General features: G+C 63.7%; 24 protein-coding genes. 14 read left to right on the top strand and 10 right to left on the bottom strand.

Annotation, left to right across the window (positions count from 1 at the left end; genetic code table 11):
- Positions 1 to 2: 2 nt before the first annotated feature.
- On the bottom strand, positions 3 to 299 hold the full coding sequence (locus C444_RS03745) for an EMC6-like membrane protein (RefSeq protein ID WP_049909081.1): 297 nt from the start codon (positions 297 to 299) through the stop codon (positions 3 to 5).
- A 125-nt stretch (positions 300 to 424) separates the two neighbouring features.
- Here C444_RS03745 and C444_RS03750 point away from each other — a divergent pair, with 125 nt between their 5' ends.
- Positions 425 to 688, top strand: coding sequence for a winged helix-turn-helix domain-containing protein (locus C444_RS03750; protein WP_004514919.1), 264 nt, complete (start codon positions 425 to 427; stop codon positions 686 to 688).
- A gap of 105 nt (positions 689 to 793) precedes the next feature.
- Here C444_RS03750 and C444_RS03755 read toward each other — a convergent pair whose 3' ends face one another.
- Positions 794 to 2671, bottom strand: coding sequence for a PINc/VapC family ATPase (locus tag C444_RS03755; protein ID WP_004591037.1), 1878 nt, complete (start codon positions 2669 to 2671; stop codon positions 794 to 796).
- Between the two features lie 155 nt (positions 2672 to 2826).
- Between C444_RS03755 and C444_RS03760 the strand changes: the two genes are divergently transcribed.
- From C444_RS03760 to C444_RS03780, 5 genes are all read left to right on the top strand, one after another.
- A complete protein-coding gene (locus C444_RS03760; protein ID WP_004591038.1) occupies positions 2827 to 3909 on the top strand; it encodes a M20 family metallopeptidase in 1083 nt (360 codons plus the stop codon).
- Between the two features lie 98 nt (positions 3910 to 4007).
- Positions 4008 to 5510, top strand: a complete 1503-nt coding sequence (locus C444_RS03765) for a carboxypeptidase M32 (protein WP_004591039.1) — start codon at positions 4008 to 4010, stop codon at positions 5508 to 5510.
- An 89-nt stretch (positions 5511 to 5599) separates the two neighbouring features.
- Positions 5600 to 6586 (top strand): methyl-accepting chemotaxis protein, encoded by a 987-nt coding sequence (locus C444_RS03770; protein ID WP_004591040.1) that lies wholly within the window; start codon positions 5600 to 5602, stop codon positions 6584 to 6586.
- Positions 6587 to 6668: 82 nt separating this feature from the next.
- Complete coding sequence (ubaA, locus tag C444_RS03775) at positions 6669 to 7484, top strand: SAMP-activating enzyme E1 (RefSeq protein WP_004591041.1); 816 nt, start codon at positions 6669 to 6671, stop codon at positions 7482 to 7484.
- Between the two features lie 94 nt (positions 7485 to 7578).
- Complete coding sequence (locus C444_RS03780; RefSeq protein WP_004591042.1) at positions 7579 to 7950, top strand: DUF5658 family protein; 372 nt, start codon at positions 7579 to 7581, stop codon at positions 7948 to 7950.
- Here the strand turns inward: C444_RS03780 and C444_RS03785 are convergent.
- Complete coding sequence (locus tag C444_RS03785) at positions 7947 to 8858, bottom strand: cobalamin-binding protein (RefSeq protein WP_004591043.1); 912 nt, start codon at positions 8856 to 8858, stop codon at positions 7947 to 7949. The two genes, C444_RS03780 and C444_RS03785, sit on opposite strands and share 4 nt — an antisense overlap.
- A 91-nt stretch (positions 8859 to 8949) precedes the next feature.
- On the opposite strand from C444_RS03785, the gene C444_RS03790 reads away from it, so the two are divergent.
- Entirely contained in the window at positions 8950 to 9429 is a 480-nt protein-coding gene (locus C444_RS03790; protein ID WP_004591044.1) for an RNA-binding protein, read from the top strand.
- 26 nt (positions 9430 to 9455) lie between these two features.
- Here the strand turns inward: C444_RS03790 and C444_RS03795 are convergent, their stop codons facing one another.
- On the bottom strand, positions 9456 to 9854 hold the full coding sequence (locus tag C444_RS03795) for a hypothetical protein (RefSeq protein ID WP_004591045.1): 399 nt from the start codon (positions 9852 to 9854) through the stop codon (positions 9456 to 9458).
- 156 nt (positions 9855 to 10010) lie between these two features.
- On the opposite strand from C444_RS03795, the gene C444_RS03800 reads away from it, so the two are divergent.
- The 3 genes from C444_RS03800 (at position 10011) to C444_RS03810 (ending at position 12202) form a co-directional block, all read left to right on the top strand.
- Positions 10011 to 10370 (top strand): cell division protein SepF, encoded by a 360-nt coding sequence (locus C444_RS03800; RefSeq protein ID WP_004591046.1) that lies wholly within the window; start codon positions 10011 to 10013, stop codon positions 10368 to 10370.
- Between the two features lie 123 nt (positions 10371 to 10493).
- The gene (locus C444_RS03805; protein WP_004591047.1) at positions 10494 to 11438 is read left to right on the top strand and encodes an ABC transporter ATP-binding protein; all 945 of its coding nucleotides are present in this window, start codon (positions 10494 to 10496) and stop codon (positions 11436 to 11438) included.
- Entirely contained in the window at positions 11435 to 12202 is a 768-nt protein-coding gene (locus tag C444_RS03810; RefSeq protein WP_004591048.1) for an ABC transporter permease, read from the top strand. Before C444_RS03805 ends, C444_RS03810 begins: the two co-directional genes overlap by 4 nt.
- A 396-nt stretch (positions 12203 to 12598) precedes the next feature.
- On the opposite strand, the gene C444_RS03815 is transcribed toward C444_RS03810, so the two are convergent.
- Entirely contained in the window at positions 12599 to 12991 is a 393-nt protein-coding gene (locus C444_RS03815) for a DUF5611 family protein (protein WP_004591049.1), read from the bottom strand.
- 38 nt (positions 12992 to 13029) lie between these two features.
- Positions 13030 to 13887, bottom strand: a complete 858-nt coding sequence (locus C444_RS03820) for a DUF7093 family protein (RefSeq protein ID WP_004591050.1) — start codon at positions 13885 to 13887, stop codon at positions 13030 to 13032.
- Positions 13888 to 14035: 148 nt separating this feature from the next.
- Here C444_RS03820 and C444_RS03825 point away from each other — a divergent pair, with 148 nt between their 5' ends.
- The 3 genes from C444_RS03825 to C444_RS03835 all read left to right on the top strand — a co-directional run bounded on the left by C444_RS03825 (position 14036) and on the right by C444_RS03835 (position 16714).
- Positions 14036 to 15367: a PKD domain-containing protein gene (locus C444_RS03825; protein ID WP_004591051.1), complete on the top strand. Its 1332-nt coding sequence runs from the start codon at positions 14036 to 14038 to the stop codon at positions 15365 to 15367.
- A 213-nt stretch (positions 15368 to 15580) separates the two neighbouring features.
- Positions 15581 to 16252: a hypothetical protein gene (locus tag C444_RS03830; RefSeq protein ID WP_004591052.1), complete on the top strand. Its 672-nt coding sequence runs from the start codon at positions 15581 to 15583 to the stop codon at positions 16250 to 16252.
- A gap of 168 nt (positions 16253 to 16420) precedes the next feature.
- The gene (locus tag C444_RS03835; RefSeq protein ID WP_004591053.1) at positions 16421 to 16714 is read left to right on the top strand and encodes a DUF6432 family protein; all 294 of its coding nucleotides are present in this window, start codon (positions 16421 to 16423) and stop codon (positions 16712 to 16714) included.
- Between the two features lie 13 nt (positions 16715 to 16727).
- Here the strand turns inward: C444_RS03835 and C444_RS03840 are convergent, their stop codons facing one another.
- Entirely contained in the window at positions 16728 to 17906 is a 1179-nt protein-coding gene (locus C444_RS03840; protein ID WP_004591054.1) for an MBL fold metallo-hydrolase, read from the bottom strand.
- Positions 17907 to 17976: 70 nt separating this feature from the next.
- Here C444_RS03840 and C444_RS03845 point away from each other — a divergent pair, with 70 nt between their 5' ends.
- Positions 17977 to 18579, top strand: a complete 603-nt coding sequence (locus tag C444_RS03845) for a hypothetical protein (RefSeq protein ID WP_004591055.1) — start codon at positions 17977 to 17979, stop codon at positions 18577 to 18579.
- Here the strand turns inward: C444_RS03845 and C444_RS03850 are convergent.
- The 3 genes from C444_RS03850 to C444_RS03860 all read right to left on the bottom strand — a co-directional run bounded on the left by C444_RS03850 (position 18576) and on the right by C444_RS03860 (position 22357).
- On the bottom strand, positions 18576 to 20186 hold the full coding sequence (locus C444_RS03850; protein WP_193363348.1) for a hypothetical protein: 1611 nt from the start codon (positions 20184 to 20186) through the stop codon (positions 18576 to 18578). The two genes, C444_RS03845 and C444_RS03850, sit on opposite strands and share 4 nt — an antisense overlap.
- Positions 20183 to 20923, bottom strand: a complete 741-nt coding sequence (locus C444_RS03855; RefSeq protein ID WP_004591057.1) for an ABC transporter ATP-binding protein — start codon at positions 20921 to 20923, stop codon at positions 20183 to 20185. The genes C444_RS03850 and C444_RS03855 overlap by 4 nt, the downstream gene beginning before the upstream one ends.
- A 69-nt stretch (positions 20924 to 20992) precedes the next feature.
- Complete coding sequence (locus C444_RS03860; protein ID WP_004591058.1) at positions 20993 to 22357, bottom strand: RNB domain-containing ribonuclease; 1365 nt, start codon at positions 22355 to 22357, stop codon at positions 20993 to 20995.
- Between the last annotated feature and the right edge of the window lie 44 nt (positions 22358 to 22401).

Genomic DNA, 22401 nt, shown 5'->3' on the forward strand with positions numbered 1-22401 from the left:
CGTTACGCTCCCGTCGTCAGCAGGATGCCCCACGAAACGAACCACAGCGCGAACGTCATGAAGCCGATGTAGAGCACGTCCTTCGCCGAGAGGTCGTCCGTGTCGATGCCGATCACCCGCAGAATCGGGAACTGTACTGCGATAGCGACCGCGAGGACGAGCACGCCCTGCGTGTCGTCCGGCGTGGCCGCTAACGCGTTGGAACCGAACGCGGCGGCGATGCCAGCGACGGCTGTCAGCGTCGTGACAGTGAGCCCTCGCATGTGGGAGCTCATTCCGTCCGCCGTTTCCGTAGCCATACCACACGTTCCACTACCCGCAACCAAAAGGTGCGCGGTTCAGTACTGTGACGCGGCCGCGAATGCTCGTGCCGGTGAGACTGACTCCTCAATCTTTATGCGCCCGGCGCTTCTGATTACGGGTAATGACGGACTCTGATGGGGAGGCCATCGCAGACCTTCCGCCGAGCGCAAAGCTCGTATACAAGGTTCTGGAGTACGACGGCCCGCTGACACAGAAAGGCATCGTCGAGGAGTCGATGCTTTCGGCCCGGACCGTTCGCTACGCTCTGGAACGACTCGACGAGGTCGGTGTCATCGAAGAAGACGTTTACTTCGCGGACGCACGGCAGAACCTCTACGAGATTATCGACCAACCGGCGGAAGCGGACGCCGCCGTCTCCGACTGACGCGCTTTCTTACTCGGCTGTGTAGCGACGGCGGTCAGCCGCCGGTGACCGCGACGCGACACCTCCTCCGGACGGAAAGCCTGCGACCTCTGCGCGTCGAACCGCCTACGACGGTACGACCGTGATCGTGCTGCCGCGGTCGATAGCTCGCTCCAGTTCCTCGGCGATGCCGGACCCGCGCGAGACCTGGATCTCGCCGCCCCGCGAGACCGTTGCGGTGAAGAGGTACTCGCCGTCGGCTTGCAGTTCGACCGTGTCGCCGGCGTGCCCGTCGAGCGGCACGATGACGTGCCGGGAGGTGACCTCCGGCTGGACGATTTCGCCCTGCTTGCCGCCGGACTCGGTCTGGGGACCGCCTGACGGCCCGGCGGGGCGTTCCTCGAAGGTCCGTACGTCGATGTCGATGCCGAGGCGGTTCTCCACGTCGGAGATGCGGCCGCCGCCCTTCCCGATGACCTGCGAGATGTCGTCGTCCTCGACCCAGACGACGGCGGTGTTGGGGCCGCGGAGTTCCACCTCGACGTGGCCGCGGGCGATAGAGCGGATCTCGCGTTCGACCTCCTGCTTGGCGAGGCGGTCGACGCCCGAGTCCTCCTGGTCGTCTTCGTCGCCCAGCGGCACCGTGACGACCTGGTTGTTGAAGGTGTAGATCTCGTACTCCGGGCGGTTGGTCTCGAAGTCCTTGACCATGATGACCGGTCGCGCGAGGTCCTCCTCCATGAGCCCCTGCGGGACCTTGACCTCGGTCGTCACGTCGTAGACCGTGTCGACTTCCCCGGCTTCGATGTAGACGACGGTGTCGACGATCTGGGGGATGAGTCCGAGTTCGACGCGGCCGATGAGCCGCTGGAGCGCGTCGATGGCGCGGGTCGCGTGGACGACGCCGACCATGCCGACACCGGCCAGGCGCATGTCCGCGAACACCTCGAAGTCGTCGGTCTTGCGCACCTCGTCGTAGATGGTGTAGTCCGGCCGGACCATCAGCAGCGAGTCGGCGGTCTTCTCCATCGACCCGCCGAGTTCGGTGTACTGCGTGATGTTCGGGCCGACCTGGAGGTCCCGGGGTTTCTCCATCGTCTTGACCGCGTAGTCGGCGTCGACGAGGAACTCGCCGACGGCCTGGGCGAACGTCGACTTCCCGGCCCCGGGTGAGCCAGAGATGAGGACGCCACGCTGGTGTTCGGTGAAGCGATCCCGGAGTTCGTCCGCGTACTCGTAGTCGTCCAGCTCGGTCTTGACGATTGGCCGGACGGCCGTGATTTCGAGTGCGTCGGCGAATGGCGGCCGTGCGATGGCGATCCGGTAGTCCCGGAACTGGGTGATCGTCATGCCGGGCTCGTCGAGTTCGAGGAAGCCGTCCGGTGAGGCACGTGCGCTCTCCTCAATGTCGGCGGCGTACTCCCGGAGTTCGCTCTCGGTCGCGGGGTCGTCGCGGATCGGCGTGTACTGCATGTCGCCGATAGAGCCCTTCTTGGCGTAGGGCTGGACGCCGACCTTGAGGTGAACGCTCATCGTCCCCTCGTCGAAGAAGTTCTCTATCTGGAGGCGGTCGACCGTGCGCTTGATCGGCTCGACGAACTCGACCGAGAGCCCTTTCGCGCGGGCCACCTGGGCCTGCACGTCGTCGCTGGTCACGAGCGTGGCGTCGCGGTCACCCGCGATGTCCCGGATGAGCGCGTCGATCTGCCCCTCGCCGGCCTCGCGCTTCTCGATGGCGTCGGGCCGCCGGCCCACGTACTCCACGTCGATGGTGCCTTCCTCTGCCAGGTCGACGAGCGTCTGGAGCTCTTCGAGGCCCTCCCAGCCCGTCTCACGGCCGTCGTTCGCCTGTGCTTCGAGTTCGCCGACGACGGCCTCGGGAACGACGACCGTCGCGCCGGCAAAGCCCATGCCGTCGACATCCGTATCGGGGTCGGCATCGGCCTTCACTTGGTCGGACACGCGGCCGTCGATGACCACGCTCGTGTCCGGTACAATTTCCATACGCGAACGTTGGAGACTGCCGTTGATAAGGGTGTGGAGTCCACGCCCCTCGGTCGGCCGGGGCGGGCAGTGTTTGGCCGGACTCCCGGACAGCTAGACCACGAACCTGCGAGCCCGCCACGGATTTTTTGCTGCCCGGCTCCAGACCCACGGATATGGACGCGCTCGCGTCGCTGACCCGCGACCTCGTTTCGATCCCCAGTCACGACGACGAATCGACTGCGGGGGAGTACATTGCGTCGTGGCTCCGGGACCACACCGACGCGCGAGTCACTCGCGACGACCACGGGAACGTCATCGCTCGCAAAGGTCGGGGTGACGAGTCCCTCGCCCTCGTCGGCCACCACGACGTGGTCCCGCCGGACGAATCGCAGGTCGACGCCGACGGCGAATACATCGTTGAGGAACGCGAAGACCGACTCTACGGCCGCGGCGCGGCGGACATGAAGGGGTGCGTCGCCGCGGCGATGCTGGCCTTCCGAGATGCGGACCCCGCTGGCGAACTGGTCTTTGCCTCGTTCGTCGGCGAGGAACAGGGCGGCGTCGGCTGCCAGGCCGCCATCGAGGACGGCTTCGCGCCCGACTACGCCGTCGTCGGTGAGGGGTCGACCGGCTACTCTGCACCCGGAACAACGGACGTGGCCGTCGCGCACAAGGGCCGGCGAGGGTCGACTATCGTCGCCGAGGGCGCGGCGGCCCACGCCAGCGAACCCGAGGCCGGCGCGAACGCCATCTACCGCGCGACCGACGCCGTCGACGTGGTCCGGGACCTCGACTTTCCCGAAACGAGCGTTCTGGGCCACGAAATGAGCGGGAGCGTCGCCATCACTGAGATCGACGGCGGCTCGGCCTGGAACGTCATCCCCGAGCGGTGCGAGGTCACGGTCGACGAACGGACGGTCCCCGGCGAACGCGCCCCGTTGGACAGGGTCGAAGCCATCGAGGGAGTCACCTGGCGCGTCGATCAGGACCTCCCGCCGATGGCCTGTGGCGACGCCGACTTCGCGGACGCGGTGTTGGACGCCGCTACCGCCGCTCAGGCCGCTACACCCGAGCACGTCGTCAAACCGCACGCAACCGACGCCGGCTGGCTCGCCCAGGCCGGGACGGACTGTGTAATCGTGGGTGCAGCCGAACCCGGCGAAGCCCACACTGCCGACGAGAGCGTCTCGCTGGCTGTCGTCGAGCGGTGTCGGGATATTTACGAGGCCGTTGCCGAGTCGTGGCCGTCCGAGTGACCGTTGGCTGTTCCGCGCTACCTTGACGTGGGCTGTTAGCTAATGCACCGCTTACCGCCGACACCGGGTCTTTAGGGTCGCCGGCCTAACCCCGCTGTATGGCAACAGCGAGCGAGGACAGCGAGTCCACGTACGAGCAGTTCCTGGATCACGTCCGCCGCCTCCACTACATCGGAGACGCCGGGGGTGTCCTCAACTGGGACCAGCAGGTGATGATGCCCGATGCCGGCACGCCGGCCCGGGCGAAGCAGACCTCCGCCATCTCGACGCTGCATCACGATCTGCTGACCGACGACGCTCTGGCCGACTGGCTGGACGAACTCGACGACGCCGACCTCGACCCCGAACAGGAAGCCGTCGTCCGGGAGGTCCGACGAGACCACGAGCGAGCCACCAAGGTTCCCGCCGATCTGGTCGAACGCATCTCCGAGGCGTCCTCGAACGCCCTGCCGGTCTGGAAAGAGGCCAAGGCTGAGGACGACTTCGATGCCTTCGCTGACACGCTCGAAGAACTCGTGGAACTCCGACGGGAGTACGCCGCCGCCATCGACCCCGACCGCGACCCCTACGAGGTGCTGTTCGAGGAGTACGAGCCGTATCTTGGTATCGACACCGCCGAGGACGTACTGACGGAGCTCCGCGACGCGCTCGTCCCGCTCATCGACGACATCGCCGACAGCGACGTGACGCTCGCCGACCCCTTCGAGGGCACCTACGACGACGAGACACAGCACGATCTCGTCGAGACGGCACTGGATGCGCTGGGCTACGACTGGGACCGCGGCCGACTGGACACCGCCCCACATCCGTTCTCGATGGGGACGCAGTTCGACGCCCGCGTCACCACCCGCTTTACCCCCGAGGACCCGCTGGACGCGCTGGGCTCGACCATCCACGAGTTCGGCCACGCCACGTACACGCTCGGGCTGCCACAGGAGGACTACGGCACGCCGCTTGGCGACAACCGCGACCTCTCGGTCCACGAGTCCCAGTCCCGCTTCTGGGAGAACCACGTCGGCCGCTCGCGCCCGTTCTGGGACTTCTTTACCGAGACCGCAAACGACCATCTCGGGACCCATGCCACCGCCCAGCAGTTCTACGAAGCGTCCAACGAGGTGTACGACGACAACCTCATCCGAGTCGAAGCGGACGAGCTGACCTACCATATGCACATCATCGTCCGCTTCGAGATCGAGCGGGACCTCATCCGCGGGGACCTCGACGTGGCGGACGTGCCGGCGGTCTGGAACGACAAGATGGAGGAGTATCTCGGCGTCCGTCCAGACACCGACGCCGAGGGCTGTCTGCAGGACATCCACTGGACCAACGGTTCTTTCGGCTACTTCCCCACCTACACGCTCGGGTCGGTGCTGGCCGCGCAACTGGACCACCACGCTCGGCAGGACATCGACGGCTTCGACGACCACGTCCGCGCCGGCGAGTTCGGCCCGATCCACGACTGGCTCACCGAGAACGTCCACCAGCACGGCGCACGCTATCGGACCGACGACCTCGTGGAAGAAGCAACGGGCGAGTCCTTCACCGCCGAACACTTCCTCGACTACGCCGACGAGAAGTACCGCGCGCTGTACGACTGCTGACACGACGGTCGGCGAACCCCGTTCCAGATATCGACTCTGATACTATTGGGCAACCCGTTTTATATTCCCCGTCCATTGTGACGACCACTATGGCTGAGAGACCGACGGAAAACGTACGGGGTCAAACAGGTTCGGGGATCGACGACAATATCGACGCGGATATTCAGGATGATATCGCGGAGGACATCGACACGGAGGCCGGTTACAGTCACGCTGCCGCAAGCGAAATCCAGACGATGCTGGCCGAGCTGGAGGGCTCGTCGGTCGGCATCGCGAAGGAAACTGCCGACATCCGCGAACAGGCCGCAGAGCAGTACGAGAGCCTGACAGACATCGCAAACGAGGTGTCGAACCTCTCTGCGTCGGTCGAGCAGATCGCCTCGTCGTCCGAAGAGGTTTCGGCGGCCTCCCGCGAAGCGAAGGAACTCGCCGAGCGCGGGCAGGGGAACGCTGACGACGTCCATGAGGCGATGGAGAACATCCAGCGGGCGGCCGACAGCGTTGCCGAGGACGTCAAGACGATTCAGGAGAGCGTCGAGGAGATCGACGAGATCGTCGACGTCATCAACGACATCGCCGACCAGACCAACATGCTGGCGCTGAACGCGTCTATCGAGGCCGCTCGCGCCGGCGAAGCGGGTGAGGGGTTCGCCGTCGTCGCAAACGAGGTCAAGAGCCTCGCCGAGGAGTCACAGGAGCAGGCGACGACCATCGAGCAGATGATCGACGGGATTCAGGACGATACCGAGAACGCTGTCGAGAGCCTCGAAGAGAGCAACGAGGAGATCGACGAGGGGATCGACACCGTCGAGGAATCGACCGAAATCCTCGGAGAGATCGATGACACCGTCCGAGAAGTCAACAACGGTATCGAGGAGGTCGCGACGGCCACGGACCAGCAGGCCGCTTCGACCGAGGAAGTGGCGAGCATGATCGACCAGTCCACGGACGCAGCCAAGGATATCGCCGACAGCACGGCAGACATCGCCGACGAATCCGATGAGCAAACGGACCTTCTCACCGACATCAATCAGGCGATAGACGACCTCGTCGCGGACCTCCAGCGCAACAACTGAGCGGCTTGAGTTTATCCTCCCTACAGCTCGAAACGCCCACGACGAACCAGTCGTTTATTTCTCCGGGTGGCGTACGACCACTATGCGACCGGATCTGGACCCAGAACAGCTTGATCGCTATTCCCGGCACATCATCATGAACGACGTCGGGCCGGAGGGCCAGGCCGCGCTGCTCGACACCGATGTACTGGTCGTCGGGGCCGGCGGCCTCGGCGCACCAGTCCTCCAGTACCTCGCGGCTGCGGGCATCGGCCGGCTCGGCATCGTCGACGACGACGTGGTTGAACGGTCGAACCTCCAGCGGCAGGTCATCCACGGTGATGACGACGTCGGCCGGCCAAAGGTCGACAGCGCCGCCGAGTTCGTCACCGACCTCAACCCAGACGTGACCGTCGACCGCCACGAACTGCGGCTGGCGCGGGAGAACGCGACCGACCTGGTGGCCGACTACGACATCGTGGTCGACGCCTCCGACAACTTCGCCACGCGCTTTCTGGTCAACGACGCCTGCACGCTCTCGGGCACGCCCTTTTCCCACGGCGCGATCTTCCAGTTCGAGGGCCAGGTGACGACGTTCTCGGGCAACAGCCCGTGTTACCGCTGTCTGTTCCCCGAAGCGCCGCCGGAAGGGACCGTCCCCGACTGCGCGACAGCGGGCGTTCTCGGTGTCCTACCGGGCACTATCGGGTGCATGCAAGCGACCGAAGTCGTCAAGCTCGCGATGGACTACGGCGAGACGCTGGACGGCCGGCTCATTGCCTACGACGCCGCCGAGATGTCCTTCGAGGAGATCCCTGTCGCCGCCAACCCCGACTGCCCGGTGTGTGGCGACGACCCCGCCATTGCGAGCGTCGCCGACGCCAGCTACGAGGGACGCTGTTCGCTTGCCGAGGACTGACCGGCTCGCTCTGTGCTGCCTGCCAATTTTCATGCTTGATACTGCGGAACCGATCTTTATGCGCCACTAGTCGAGAGTAACGGTATCGCTTCGCATGACCCGCCCTGACCACGCATCTCATCCCCTCTCGGTTCGACTGCAGAAGCCAAGCTACGTCGAACTGGTGTTCTCGCTGGTGCTCGTCTGGGGCTTCGGCGACGCGCTGTCGACGCTGTTCGCCGCGCAGTTCGCTGGGCCGGGGCTGGAAGCAAACCCCTGGATACGGACCCTCCTTATCCACGAACCACTGCTCGTTATCGCCCTGAAGATGGCTGTGGTCCTCTACGTCGGCGTCGTCCTGCTGGAGTGTCGTGACCTCGTCGAGCGGGTCCCGCTGTGGCGGGCCTGGCTCCTGTCTGTCGTCGCACTCGGCGCGATTGTCGTCCTTGGCAACACATATGTCGGCCTGGCCGCGGCCGCCACCTAGGCCCGGACCGTCCCGAGTTCGACGACGGCGTCCCGCGGTGGCGTCTCAAACAAGTCCGGGTGGACGAGCGCCGCCAGGAACTCAAGCGTATCCACGAGCCGCGGCCCTGACCGATTCACGTAGTGGTGGCCGTCCATCACGTACGCCCGCCCGTCCCGAACCGCAGTCAGGTCGTCGAAGCCAGGCCGCCCGGTCAGGTTGGCGAGGTTCTCGCGAGTCTGTGCCACGTCGAAACCACACGGTGCAGCCACCAGCACTTCGGGGTCGTATTCGACAACTTCCTCCCACTCGCGCGGTCGAGAGTGAGCGCCGTCCTCCTCCATGCCGTAGGTGCCGCCCGCCATTTCGACCATCCCCGGTACCCAGTGCCCGGCAACCATCACCGGGTTGAGCCAGTCGAGCACCGCCACGCGGGGGGCCGTCTCGGCTCGTGTTACTGTTGTCTCCACTGCTGCGACTCGATCCCGGAGGTCGGCAACGAGGTCGGCGGCGCGGTCATCGCGCCCGACCGCCGCGCCGACGCGGTGGATGGACTCGAATAAGTCATCGAGGCTGTGGACATCAAGCGTCAGTACATCGGCGTCCAGCCCCAGTTCCTCGACGGCCTCGGAGACGATGACGTGGTCGACGGCACAGACGTCACACACGCCCTGGGTGACGATGAGATCAGGGTCCAGTTTGGCCAGCGTCTCGCGGTCGATGGTGTAGACGCCGTCGTTCTCCTCGGCGGCGGCGACCTGCTCGTTGATTTCGCCGCTCGACGCCGTCGGGTCGACGCGCGACCGGTTGACCGACGGCTTCTCGCGGGCCGCCGGCGGATGGTCGCACTCGTGTGAGACACCGACCGGCTCGACGCCGAGTGCGTAGATGATTTCCGTCGCCGAGGGCAGGAGCGTGACGACTCGCATACTCCGACCTTGGTCTGCGCGAACAAAAACGTGCGTCCGCCACCTCGCCCGCTTCGTTACGCTTACCCTCTGTCGCCGAGGAGACGCGGGCATGGAAGTCAAGTCGCGACACCACCTCCGTTCGGACGAGGTCGACACCATCACGACGGCGCTGTCGGACAACCTCGGTGTCGAACTCGACGCGGACAGCTTCGAGAAGGTCGAGTTCGACGACAGCGACTGGGACGTTGTCCTCGTCGATGGCGACCCGCTCGTCCTGTATCTGAACGGCGAACCGTTCCTGACTGTCCAGGGTGCTAATCAGTACCCCCCGGAGAAACACATCGTCACCGTCGACGCCGGGGCCGTCTCCTTTGTTTCGGACGGCGCTGACATCATGCGGCCGGGCATCACCGAGGCCGACGACGACATCAGCGAGGGCGATCTGGTCGTCATCAACGAGGAATCCCACGGGAAGTTCCTCGCCGTCGGCCGGGCACAGACCGACGGTGACGACATGGTCGGCGACAGCGGGAAAGTCGTCAAATCGCTCCACCACGTCGGCGACGACCTGTTCGAGTTCTCGGTGTAGCGCGGCCTACTGGTATCGCACTCCAGTCACACCAATGGTCGGAGTCCGAAGCGGTCGAGGGTACGGTCTATGCTGATTCTAACAACCGCTTCGACCACGCCAGCGCCCACGGCCACCCCAAGCAGCAGCGGCCAGACGGTGAGATACGACGACAGCGGGTGGAGATGTGTCCCGTACAGCCACTGAGACACCGCATTTCCGAGTAGCCAGAGCGTCACGAGGACCGGCGTGACAAGCGAGAGGCGGCTACAGAGATACAGCGGGACGGCGGCTACGAGGACCATCCCAACGGCGGCGTAGCCGGCCCCGAACACGAGTTTCGTCGGGTCCTGCGACGAGAAATGGACGCCGTTTGTAAACAGCCACGACAGCACGCCGATGGCATAGAGGACGCCACCGACGGCTGCGACGGTGCGGGGAGTCATCCTAATGGAGGGCGGACGCATCGGTGTCAGTATTCGTTCCGTCATCTGAATAACGTTTTGTGCAACGCAGGCCGTCACCACGCCTGCTCAGGGGGTGCCATGGCGACACGTTCGATGGACGAAAAGTTGAAACGGGTAGCGCACGCCGTGAGTGACATGGGACTGATGAGCAAGATCCTCGGGGAGTCTGGATCCTCTCGGAACACCGAGGATTACGTCGAACTGGACGCGAACGAATTCGAGATGACCGGGACGGAACTCGAACGCCAGGTTCGGATCGCCCGTATCAGCGACAAGCAGGACGTCATCGACATCAAAGACGCCGTCTACGACGGCGACGTGGTCGTCGCGGACATCACGCGTCACTCCACACAGGACCGGACGATGGAACACATCAGCGACGAACTCAAGCAGGTCGCCAACGAGGTCGGCGGCGACATCGTCCAGAAGGACGACGACCAGCTCATCATCACGCCGGCTGGTGTCGGTATCGCCCGGGAACGCCTCGGTCGGTAGGATTGTGACAGCCCGGTCGACGGGACCTCGCCGCTCGGTCAATCTTGTCAGCTTGTATCAGTCTAACTGCCGGTTTTCGGGGGCTTCAATGCGTTTTTCGGTGTCGCCGCGCTAAGGGCGGCAATGACTGAACCGGCGATACGCGCCAGTGGGTTACAGAAGCGCTACGGCGACGTCCAGGCGCTTGACGACCTAGAATTGACTGTCGAGCAGGGCGAGTTCTTCGGGTTGCTCGGCCCGAACGGGGCCGGCAAGACGACGTTCATCAACACGCTGGTCGGCCTCGTCCACAAGGACCGTGGGACCGCCGAGGTGTTCGGCTTCGACGTTGAAGACGACTACCGCGAGGCCCGCGACCGTATCGGCGTCGCGCCACAGGAATTCAACGTCGACCGCTTCTTCCCCATCATCGAGGTGCTGGAACACAAGGCCGGCTACCACGGCATCGGCCGGGCGGAGGCCCGCGAGCGCGCCGAAGAAGCACTGAAGACCGTCGGTATCTGGGACAAGCGGGACACCCGCTTCGACTGGCTCTCCGGCGGGATGAAACGACGCTTCGTCCTCGCGCGTGCGCTCGTCTCCGACCCCGACCTGCTCATCCTCGACGAGCCGACGGCCGGGGTCGACGTCCAGCTCCGCCACGACCTCTGGGACATCATCAATCGGATGAACGATGCCGGGACGACGATTCTGCTGACGACCCACTACATCGAGGAGGCCGAGCGCCTCTGTGACCGGGTCGCCATCATGGACGACGGACAAAAGGTCGAGGTGGCGACCCCCGACGACCTGATGGCCCGCGGGACGGACACTATCGTTCTCGAACTCGCTGAGATACCACGGACGGCCCCCAGACTCGACGTGGATGGAATCACTGACATCGAACTGACCGACGAGGGGCTGGCCGTCACCGCAATGGGTGGGAGCCAGACCGCACCGGCGATCATGCGCGAACTCGAAGCACAGGGCCACACTGTCACATCGCTGGACATCCGCCGCGCGTCGCTCGAAGAGGTGTTCGTCGACATGACCCGCGACGACCGCGAGTACGCGGAGGTGTCTGCATGAACCAGAACACGACCCAGTTCCTGACGCTGGTCCGGCGGGAAATCCTCCGGTTCGTCCGCCGCCCGTACAACACGTTCCTGCCGCCGATAATCACGAACGCGCTGTATTTCTCCGTGTTCGGCGTTATTCTGGGGAGCCGAATCGGCGAGATCGCGGGTGTGAGCTACCTCCAGTTCGTCCTGCCCGGACTTGTCGTGCTGGGGGCCATCTCTGACAGCTTCGAGAACGCCTCCTTCACCATCTTCCACGGACGCTGGAACGACTACATTCAAGCTGTTCTCACCTCTCCGATGTCGAACCGGAGCATGGTGGCCGCCTACGTCTCGGCCAGCGCACTCCGGGGGGTCGTCACGTCGCTACTGATCGTCGGCGTGGGACTGATCTTCACCTCGGTTCCCGTCGCCAACCCCGTGTATCTCGTCTCGTTCCTACTGGTGATTACCACGCTGTTCGGCGGCCTCGGCGTCATCGGCGGCCTCTGGGCGAGCGACTTCGATTACCTCACCGTGATGAACCAGTTCATCCTCCGGCCGCTGGTGTTCTTCGGCGCGGTGTTCTACTCGCTCGAAGTCCTGCCGGCGTTCTGGCGGAACATCTCGCTGCTCAACCCGATGGTGTACATGGTTAACGGCGTTCGCTACGGCATGATCGGCGTCACCGAAATCGACCCGAACACGTCGCTGGCCGTCCTGACTGGAACGACCGTGGTCGTGCTGTCAATCGACTACGTGCTGTTCAGACGCGGCTACGGACTCGCCGAATAGCGCCGTTCTGACTCCCGAACCTTTCCGACCAACGGCTGGATTTTGCCGCCAATATCACGCCGATAAAACGGGAATGCTGTCTCGGTAACTGACCTGGCCGCGAATGCCGGATTAGGTCCGCTCCGGCGGGCGGACAAACTATGACAGGCTGCCCCGGAGCTGGCTCCGTGGCAACACGAGGGTGTCTCGTGCCCCGGATACTTGTGCGCGCCTCCGGGCAAGGCGTATGTGAACCTATGCCACAAGCGTATTTAGATGTGACGCCCGTCTGACGCTGAGTGATACTGGCGATATACGGTATCGAAGAATTTCCGGATGACTACGCGGGCCGTGCCGAACCGATACGCAGTATCAGCCTGCCGGCACTCGCGGACTGCGTTCGCCCGACGACCGCCGCTAGACGTTGTCCGGGGCGTCGGCGTCGTCCTCGACCGAGCGCTTCAGCGAATCGCGTCGCGCCTTCGCGTCGCGGTCGGTTGCCTCTTCCAGGAAATCGTTCTTGATGGCGACGGCGTCCTCGGCCGCGTCGACGTTGCCCTCGGCGATGACGTCCTCCGCCGGTCGCTCGTCGATGTGGAGCGCGATTTTGTCCTTCTTGGAGCCGTACTCGACTCGGCCCGCAACAACCCGGTCAAACACGGGGTTGTCGGGGTCGTCGACGACCAGCAAGTCGGTGCCCTCGTACTCTTCTGTATCCGTTACTTCGCCGAAGTACTCCTCGACGAACGCTTCCATGTCAGGGACGCGGTCTTCGAGATGCTCGCCCCGTCGCATCTTGTACTCTCGCATGGGCGAGTTTTTGCGAGGGGCTGTCTTACCCTTTGCGTTCACTCCTCGCCACGGGTGATAAGTGACCCCTTGTGACACTCCGGACAGAAGTCCCCGGCGCGCAGCGATGTCGATTCCACCTCGGTGGTGAATCCACACTCCGGACAGGCGAACTCACCCTCCGGAACCGTCACGGCGCTGTCGCTGGTCGGCTCGACACCCGAATCGTCGTCTGTTCCGGTATCGACTGGCATCGTCTCCGGGGACCAGTTGTCCCCGTCGTCCCCCGGCTCATCGGGCCACTCACCGGGCTGGCGGTCGTCGCCAGCCGGCTCTGATTCCTCTTCCTCGCCGAGAATGAGCCCGTCGTCTTTCTCCGGGTCGGTCTTGTCTTCGGTTACCGGCTCCTCACCCTCGGCGTCCGGGACGTCGACCGTCGTCGTCGGCTCGTCTAACTCAACGTCGCCGCTCTCGTCTTCGCCCTCGTCGCTGTCGTCGATGATCTCGGCATCGTCGGCCGACGGATCGACCGGTTCGCCGTTGTCCACGCCGTCGTCGCCGATTTCACTGTCACCCGGTGTTTCCACCGGGTCGTCGACGCTGTCCCAGCTGTCCGAACGCTCCGCTTCCTCATCATCAGGCTCGACCGCGCTGTCAGTCGGTTCGTCTGCCGGTGATGATTCGGGTTCCGCCGTTTCGGATTCGGACTCGTCTTCGACGAGGTCGCTGGCGATATCCGACGGCGTCTCGATAGCCGTTACCTCCTTGTTTTCCGAGACAATTCGCGTATTTCCACACCGCTCACAGGTCTCCCGTTCCTGGATGGTGATGACGACTTCGCTACCCTGCTCTTCGCGCTCGCGCTCGACGGTGGTCTCACCGTACTTGTGCCCGAGGACGGAACATTTGAGACCCATTGCCAGAACTTCCCACCGTGGTGTACTTAAACCCTGCCCGTTAGCTCGACCGTTCCTGACAGAACGGTACCTGTTTCGAGACAGATCTCCATTAATTTCATCCTAACTTGTGAAATTTTATAACACGAGACGATGCTACGGTACGCCAATGCAGCGGATGACGACACTCGTGGTGTCGGTCCTCGCCCTCTCGGCACTTCTCGGTGGGACAGCGATGGCGTCCGAGAACCAGCCACCGCTTGCTGACGCCGGACTGGACCAGTCCGTCGAGCGGGCGATGACGGTCCAATTGGATGCCAACGGTTCGCGCGACCCCGACGGCACAATCGAAAATGTCGAGTGGTCTATTGAAACACCCGACGGCACAACACGCACGCCCGACTGCCCGACCTGCGTCCAGACGACGTTCTCCCCAGCCGAAACCGGCCAGTACAACGTCACTATTGCCGTTACTGATGACGACGGGGCGTCGCGTTCGGACACGCTCCACGTCGACGTAGTGGCCGCCGGTGGGCCGTCAGTCTCAGTTTCGGCCCCGCCCGCGGTCCCCGTTGGACTCCGGCGGAATCTGACCGCCAATGCGACTGCCGGCGATGCCGACCTCCGCACGCTCGTGTGGGTCGTCAACGGCACCGCCCAAAACCAGACGCGACTCACCGGCGCGAACGGGACTTCGACCATCACGTACACGTTCAACGACTCCGGCTCTGTAGCCGTCCGTGCGGTCGCCTACGACGCTGCCGGACGGCGTGACGCCGCTAACCGGACGGTTCGGGTCGCTGGCTCGTCCGGCAGTAGTGGTGGAGGTGGCGGTGGCGGTGGCAACGGTTGTCCGGGCGGCAGCGGGAACTACTACGTTGACGGGCAGAACCAGGGCTGTACGAGTGCCGCCCTGACCGTTGATGATACTATCGTCGATACTGACGGTCGGGATGGTCTGTGGCTGTATGTTGACAGTGAACTTACCAAGATCATCGAGGAAGACAATATGAACAAGTACTCCGAGGACGGCTACGGGGGCACGTTCAGTAAGGAGACTATTAACGAGCGAAAAGGGGTGCTTAGGGAAAGAAGGGAGAGACAAGAGGCTCCCAGTGACGACGGCGGCAGTAACAACGATGACAGTGCTGACGACGGCAGTGATGACGATTCCCACGTTGAGAGTACCCGTCCGGGCACCAGTGTGCCGAATAACCTAATGGGTGGAGGGAGCGATGATGAGGATGCTTCACTACCCGACGAGCCATCAGTAGAAAACGACAATCCATTCGAGAGTAGTGACGACGATGATGGCAGTCTATTAGATGACGGTAGCGATGACGGTGGCAGTAGCAGTGATGACGACGGTAGCAGTGGTAACGATGATAGTGGTCTACTCGGCGGTCTCTTTGGCGGTGGCGATGACAGCAGCGACGATAATGGTGGCAGTGACGACGATGACAGTGGCAATGATGGCGGAGGAGGTTGGGGTTTCTGGTAGCAGATTTCCATTCTAGGTGCAAAGTTAGAATTTATAAGTATAATAGCTAAATTCAAAATAGAGTGGACAGAAAGAGAGAAGCAGGAGAGAACGAAGACAGGCAGGCAGCTGGTTCGGGGCCGGAATCGACATCAATCCCGACCGAAGTACCGACCCCTCCACCTGTTGAAAAGAAAACGAACATACGAAGCCTAACAGCGACACTCAAGAACTATGAGTAAGACTAAGACTGTCATTAGATCTGTTGCTATCGCTCTTTTGATCATTTCCGCTGGCTGTTCCGCGTTCGTAGGTGGGGGTGGACCAACCGAAGAGACAGCTACGCTGTCGAAAACCCCAGAAACCACGTCAGAGGATACCGAGACTCCAACACCTGTACCTACGGAAATCAAAAGTGAGCCAGTCGCTACAGAAGAACCTGAAACGGAAACTGAATCGAACAACCAGGAAGAACTCAGTAAGGCAGAGAAGTTCGAGAGGTTCGACGAGAACATGCAGCGGCTATATCGTGCAGACCCTAATCGCTCTGCCGAGACAGAAGTCTTCCCTGAAAACGACTCATACCACATGAAGATTCAGATGCAGGATACCACAAACCGCACTAAAACCGTGGATGACCGGCTTGACCCACTCTGGAACTATTATGTTATTGTGGAAGACTACAATGACAATGACGATAGCTATTCAGAGCGGGATCATACGTACATCCCTGATACAGTCAATGTAACGTTCACTACGGAAGAGGGTGGGGTGTTCGAGACGACTCACATCAAATACATTTGGGCGTACAAGTATTATACTGATGAATGGTCGCTCCGAATCTTCATGGCAAAGTATGGCTCCACCACTGAAGAGGGACCAGCTTACCACGAGAACGGACGGTAGCGAGTCACCAAACTCGAAATCATGAGTTACAAAGGGATGGTTGCTGATATCCTCGCCGCTCAGGAGTCAGTCTTACCGCTACAACAGTTTACGGCGTGTCGGATCAGGCATCCACAGTAGGCTCTGACGAGGGACAAAGATTAGACCCAGCCGGTTTTAGAGGGACATATGAGAGCGAAGCCGGAGTATCGCGACCGGGACGAGACCGAGGTTGCGGTGCTCGATGCGCTCGCTGACCGCCGCGATGAGGGGATGACTGTCTTCGAGCTTCGGTCGCGGACGGAAGAGAATATCGACCGCATTGAGGACGCGCTCGCGGCTCTCAAGGCGGACGGTCTCATCGAGGTAGAGGACAACGGGGAGCGGACTGTCATTCTCCCGGGAGAGGGCGTGGTGGGTGAGTCGCTGCCGGACGAAGACGAATCGATTCTCGACCAGATTCGCAAGCTGCTCCCGTTATAGCTACAACCGAGTGTCACACCGCGTCCGACGGCGCGGCCGCGCAGTTGTTCGGACCGAGCTCGAGCTCGAACGCGGTATCGTCGTCGGCCGTCTCCGTTCCGAGGTTGATGGCGATAACCCGCTCAAAGTTGGCAGGGCGCGGGGGGATGTCGTCACAGATGTACTCGACGAACGCCTCGCGGTCCATCTCGAACCCCGTGAGTCGGTCGCGGAGGGTGCCGAGGGTGGCTATGAACGTGCCGTCGTCAGCCGGCACCGTCGACTCGCTGTAGTGGCCTGGGGCGATGCGTGTCTCATCGGGGAGTGCTGCGAGCCGGTCAGTCAGCGTGCAATGGAGGTCGCGGGCGAGGTCACGAGCGCCGTCGGTCCCGGCTTCGAGATCCGGGCGGGCGACGCTATCGAGGAAGACGCTGTCGCCGGCCAGAAGTACGTCGCCGATAGTGAAGCCAGTCATGCCGGTTGTGTGACCTGGCAGAGGGCGAGGCTTCAGTGTGGCCGAGCCGACCTGAAGCGGTTCGTCGTCGGCCAGCGCAGTCACGTCGTCGACACCGCGGGCGACCGCCCGTTCCGAAAGGATCGGTTCGGCATCAGTTTCTTGAGCGAGCCGGCGAACGCCGCTGACGTGGTCGGCGTGGACGTGCGTGTCGATAGCGTAGGTAAGCGAGGCGTTGTTGTCGGCAGCGTCGGTGACATACCGGTTGGTGAATACCCGGAGCGGGTCGACGACCGCGGCCGAGCCGTCGCTGACGACCATGTAACCGAGACAGCCAGATGACGGACGGCGATACTGGAGGACAGTTGCGGCATCGCAGGGAATCTCCCGGGCCTCGTAGAGCCGCGCCCACCCCTGCATGCCGTCGCTGAGGTTCTGCGCCTTGACGCCGTGTTCAGTCAGCAGTCCGGCGACGAAGGCGCTGGCTTCGCCGCGGCCACAGACGACCGTTATCGGGCCGGTGCCGGCCACCTCGGAGACGATATCGTCTACTTCGCCGGTCACTTTCGCCTGGAGGAACTTCGTAAAGGGGAGCTGTGTTGCCGTCACCGCCTCGCCGCGAAGCCGCCACTGCTCGTACTCGTCGCGGTCGCGAACGTCAAGCAACCGGACCGATTCACCGGCGTCGAGTTTCGCCTGCAACGCTGTTGCCGATAGTGATGGCGGGTCTGTCGGCGGGTCGGGGTAGTTCTCGGCCATACCGACTGTAGCGCTGCCCGGTGGATAAGTCGGGCGGGGATTTCAAGCCCCTGCCGCGCCCAGCGGTCGTATGGACGCCGGAGCCACTATCGACGCTGTCCGTGATCAGACCGAGACGGAACGGGACAGGCTGGGCTCGGACAAAGTGCTTATCGCAGCGACAGATGCGACACTGGAGACGGGGGCGGTACTCACGGCAGCGGCAACCCGCGAGTCAGGGCTCGCAGATATCCTCGACCGATGGGCTGCCGAGGCTGACAGCGACGTGGCGGCGCAGTTTGAGGCAGCCGCCGAGGCCGCGACCGAGCGGGCGGACCGCATCGACGCAGACGCCGGTGACTCCGATGGGTTCCTTGACAACCTCGAAACCGTCAGTGGGACTGCACGGCGCGTCGGGGCTGGCCTCGTCGCTGCGCCACTGGTCGCCGACCGGTTCTACCTGCAGGTGGTGAGCTTCTTCGTCAACGAGGCGGACGAACAGCGGGCCGATACGTTCCGTGAAATTCGTCGGGAGGCGTCAGCACTGGACGACGGGAAGACCGTCCTCGAATATCTCTCGGAATCCGAGCGCGGGACAGCCGCGACGGCCGCGACGGACGCTATCGGAGCGGCGTACGACGACTACGCGGAGACGCTGGAGGCGATGGGACTGGATCCGAAGCCGATCTGCTAATCGAGTCGGTAGGTTGCGACGCGGTTGGCGGCATAGAGGAATCCGGCGACAGCGCCAGCGACGGCGATCCCGCTACTCGTTACAAGTCCACCGCCGAGGAGCCATGTTTTGCCGAACGGTAGCGGGAACAGGTCACGGACGGCGAGCAGGTACGCCAGGCTCCCCGGCGCGACGGCCACGCCGAGGACGAGGAAGTACAGCCCGAATGCCCAGCCGCTCGGAACAACCACTTCGTGGCCCTGTACTGACGACGACTCGAACTTCGGGAACACGACGCCAGCTCCGACAGCGATAGCCGGTGCGGCGACAGTTGCGACCAGTGCAACTGTGAGTCCGGTCGCGAGCGTGACCGGTGGCGTTCCGGCGGCGACACCGAGACCGACGACCAGTAGCGTCGTCACCACGACACCGGGGAGTGCGCCCGCAAGGACAAGTCCGGTGACGAACGCCCGGCCGGAGACGTTGGCGGTCAGCGTCAACGGCAGTACTCCTTCCTCGCCGCCGAGCGGGTTGAGCGAAAACGCGGCTCCGAACGCCGCCGCAGTGGCGAGGCCGGCGCTGAGCGGGAGCGTCGGCGGGACCATTCGCTCCAGAATGACGATCTGGAGGTGATACACCAGGAAGAAAAACGGCATGACCGCGAACTGGACGGTAACGGGGGCTCGCTTGGCACGGAGCCACGACTTCTGAGCGACCACGCGGGTCGCCGTCGGGACCCGTCCGGTCAGCAGACGGTCCGAGAGCGTTCGTTCATCGGCGTCGAACTCGTGATCGGGCTGGACCGGATCGGCATACCAGACCCGGCCGGCTAGCCACAGACACGCGACCGCGCCGACGGGGAGCGCGCCGAACCCTCCGATTGCGGCGACAGCGGCAGCGACCGAATCGCCGCCGGCCCCCAGCACGAGCAGGACCACGTCGGCGGGCCAGGAGAGCGGTGATTGGGTCGCCAGTTGGAGCACGCGAAACTGTACCGTCGGGACGGTCGTCATCGCGACCCAGCCAAGCGGTAGTATGAGCGAAACGGCGGCTCCGACGCTCGCTCGATGGCGCGCGATGAAGGCCGAGCGGTTCGCGACCAGTTTCGTCACCAGCCCAAGACCGAATCCGAGGACCGTTCCCAGCAGGGCAACCGTGACCGACCCGATGAGGGCCACGACAGCGATGAGTATCCCGGCATCACCGACTGCAAGTCCGCCCACCAGCGCCAGAATCGGAATGGCGAGCGCGACCAACACTCGACCGACTTCGGCGACGAGCAGCCCGGCCGCCGCGTCCTCGTAGGGGACCGTCGTCAGCAGCCCGTCGGCGGCGTCCGGTTCGCCGGCCGACTTCACCGTGTGCTGGAGTGTGAAGAAGCCGACGAGTCCGAGTAGCCCGACGATGCCCGCCGTCGTCGCAAGCCTGACCGCCTGGGGATCGCTGTCGACCAGGGCACCGCCGAGAAAGAACGCCCCTGCGCCGATAGCGAGACTGTAAATGAGGATGCCCAATCCGCCACCGAGCAGCATGAGCGTCCCTCGTGTCGAGCCCATGAGCTTGCGCCAGGTGCGACGCAGCTCCGTCCGCACGATCAGTCGCACCCGCCGTCCGCTCGGCCGTCTCATCGCTCTCCCGGATGCTCGCTGGTCACGTCGAGGAACACGTCTTCGAGCGTGCTCCCGGACTCGACGCTGTCGGTCAGCTCCTCGGGAGACCCCTCCGCGACGAGGTCGCCGTCGTACAGAACGCCGACGGTGTCGGCCAATTCCTCGACGACGGGCAGGATGTGTGTCGAGAGAAAGACCGTCGTGTCAGCGGCTGCAACTTCGCTAATGGTATCACGAACCGTCCGGGCCGCCCGCGGGTCCAGCCCCGAGGTCGGCTCGTCCAGAAAGAGCACGTCGGGGTCGTGCAACAACGCCTGAACGAGGCCGAGCTTTTGCTTCATCCCCTTCGAGTACGTCTCGACGCGCCGGTCGGCGTCCCCGTCGAGGTCGAACCGGTCGAGCAACGACTCCACACGGTCCCAGTCCTCGTGCCCGCGCAGGCCGGCGACGTACTCCAGCTGCTCGCGGCCGGTGAGCTCGTCGTACAGTGGCGGCTCTTCGGGCAGGAAGCCGATGTGTTCGACCACTGCGGCGCGGTCGGCGACCGACTCACCCGCCACTCGCGCGGTCCCGCTCGTCGGGTTCGTCAACGTCGTCAGGATGCGAATCGTCGAGGTCTTACCTGCGCCGTTCGGGCCGAGAAAACCGAAAACACTCCCGCGAGGGACCGTCAGGTCGAGGGATTCGATTGCCGAGACGCCGCTGTAACGCTTTGTCAACCCCTCGGCGACGACTGCGGGTGCTGGAGGGCACATACGGGCAGTGCCGCACCGACTGTGAAAAGGTCTTCCTGTCGCCGAGTCCGCGTCACCAGCCTGTCGACGCTACTCCTCGACAGCGGCGTCGGCGGCATCGGTGTCCGCGTCGTCCTCGTCATCGGGATTTTCGACGACCTCGATGCCGCGGTTGTTGACCGCTGACGGGTCAAGCCCGACCTCCTGCAGGAAGTTCTTGTACTCGCGCTCGCACTGCTCGGCGTCCTTCTGGCGGTCGCTGGCGCGGTCACACAGTGCGATGAGGTCCTCGGGCACGTCGTTGCTGTAGACGATCCAGTGGTTGATGAGGTCAGAGAGGCGGCGGATCGGCGAGGTGAAGTGACCGTAAATCTCGAAGTTGAGGGCGTGATGGCCGCCGAAGGGGTCGTTCATGTACTTCGCGCGGGGCATCACCTTCATGACGGCCCACTGGATCTTATCGAGTTGGCGACCGGGAGCCTGTTCGAGCGTGGCGTTGACGGCCTTCCGCGGGTCGTCCCAGGCGTCGCCGGGGATGGAAACGCCGTCGAGTTCCTGGATCTCGACCAGCGCCTCGTCCCACTCGTCGGGGCTCGGCTGTGGGTGGACGCGGTACATCGCCTCGACCCCGCGGTTCCACATCAGCTCGTGCGTGACGGCCTTGTTGGCCTTCAGCATGCACTCCTCGATGATGGTGTGGGCGCGGTCACGGGCGGGGTTGAGGACGAGTGACCCCTCCTCTTTGCGCTGCTCGTGCATCCGGTCGGCCAGTTCCCAGACGCGCTCGGTCTTCTCCGCGAGGTCGACGCTCTGGTCTTCCAGCACGTCTTCTGCGGTCTCTGGCTCATCCAGTAGGCGCTCGGCTTCGGTGTAGGTCAGCCGGGCGTCCGAGCGGATGACGGACTTGTAGATGTTGATCTCCTCGTAGCCGAGGTTCTCCTTGTCGAGGTGCATCTCGACGGTGTGGGCCAGGCGGTCCTCGTTCGGGACCAGCGAACAGACGGTCTCGGCGAGGACGGGCGGCAGCATGTGGACGGTGTACGCCGGGAGGTAGACGGTGTTCCCCCGCTCGACGGCCTGCTCCCACATCTTCGTGTCGGGATTGACGTAGTGGGTCACGTCGGCGATGTGGACCCAGAGGACGATCTCGTCCTCGCGCTCCTCGATGGAGATGGCGTCGTCGAAGTCCTGGGCGTCGATAGGGTCGGTCGTCCAGGTCGTCATCTCCCGGAGGTCTTCGCGTTCGTCGACCTCGTCCTCGATTTCGGCCTGGACGCCCTGCGTGCGCTCTTTGGCCTCCTCAAGTACCTCCGGTGGGAACTCGTCGGGGATGCCGAACTTCTCGAACAGTTCCTCGCGCTTGTTCTCCAGATGTCGCGCCATCTCCGGGTCGATCTCGACGGGGCCTTGCCCCTCGGCGGTCCCGGCGGCCGCCTGCGCGTCCTCTGTAGTCATGTCACCCGGTACGAACAGGGCGTAGTTAGGGCTGTCGGGGTGGG

The organism is Haloarcula japonica DSM 6131 (assembly GCF_000336635.1).
In the GTDB taxonomy this organism is placed as follows: domain Archaea; phylum Halobacteriota; class Halobacteria; order Halobacteriales; family Haloarculaceae; genus Haloarcula; species Haloarcula japonica.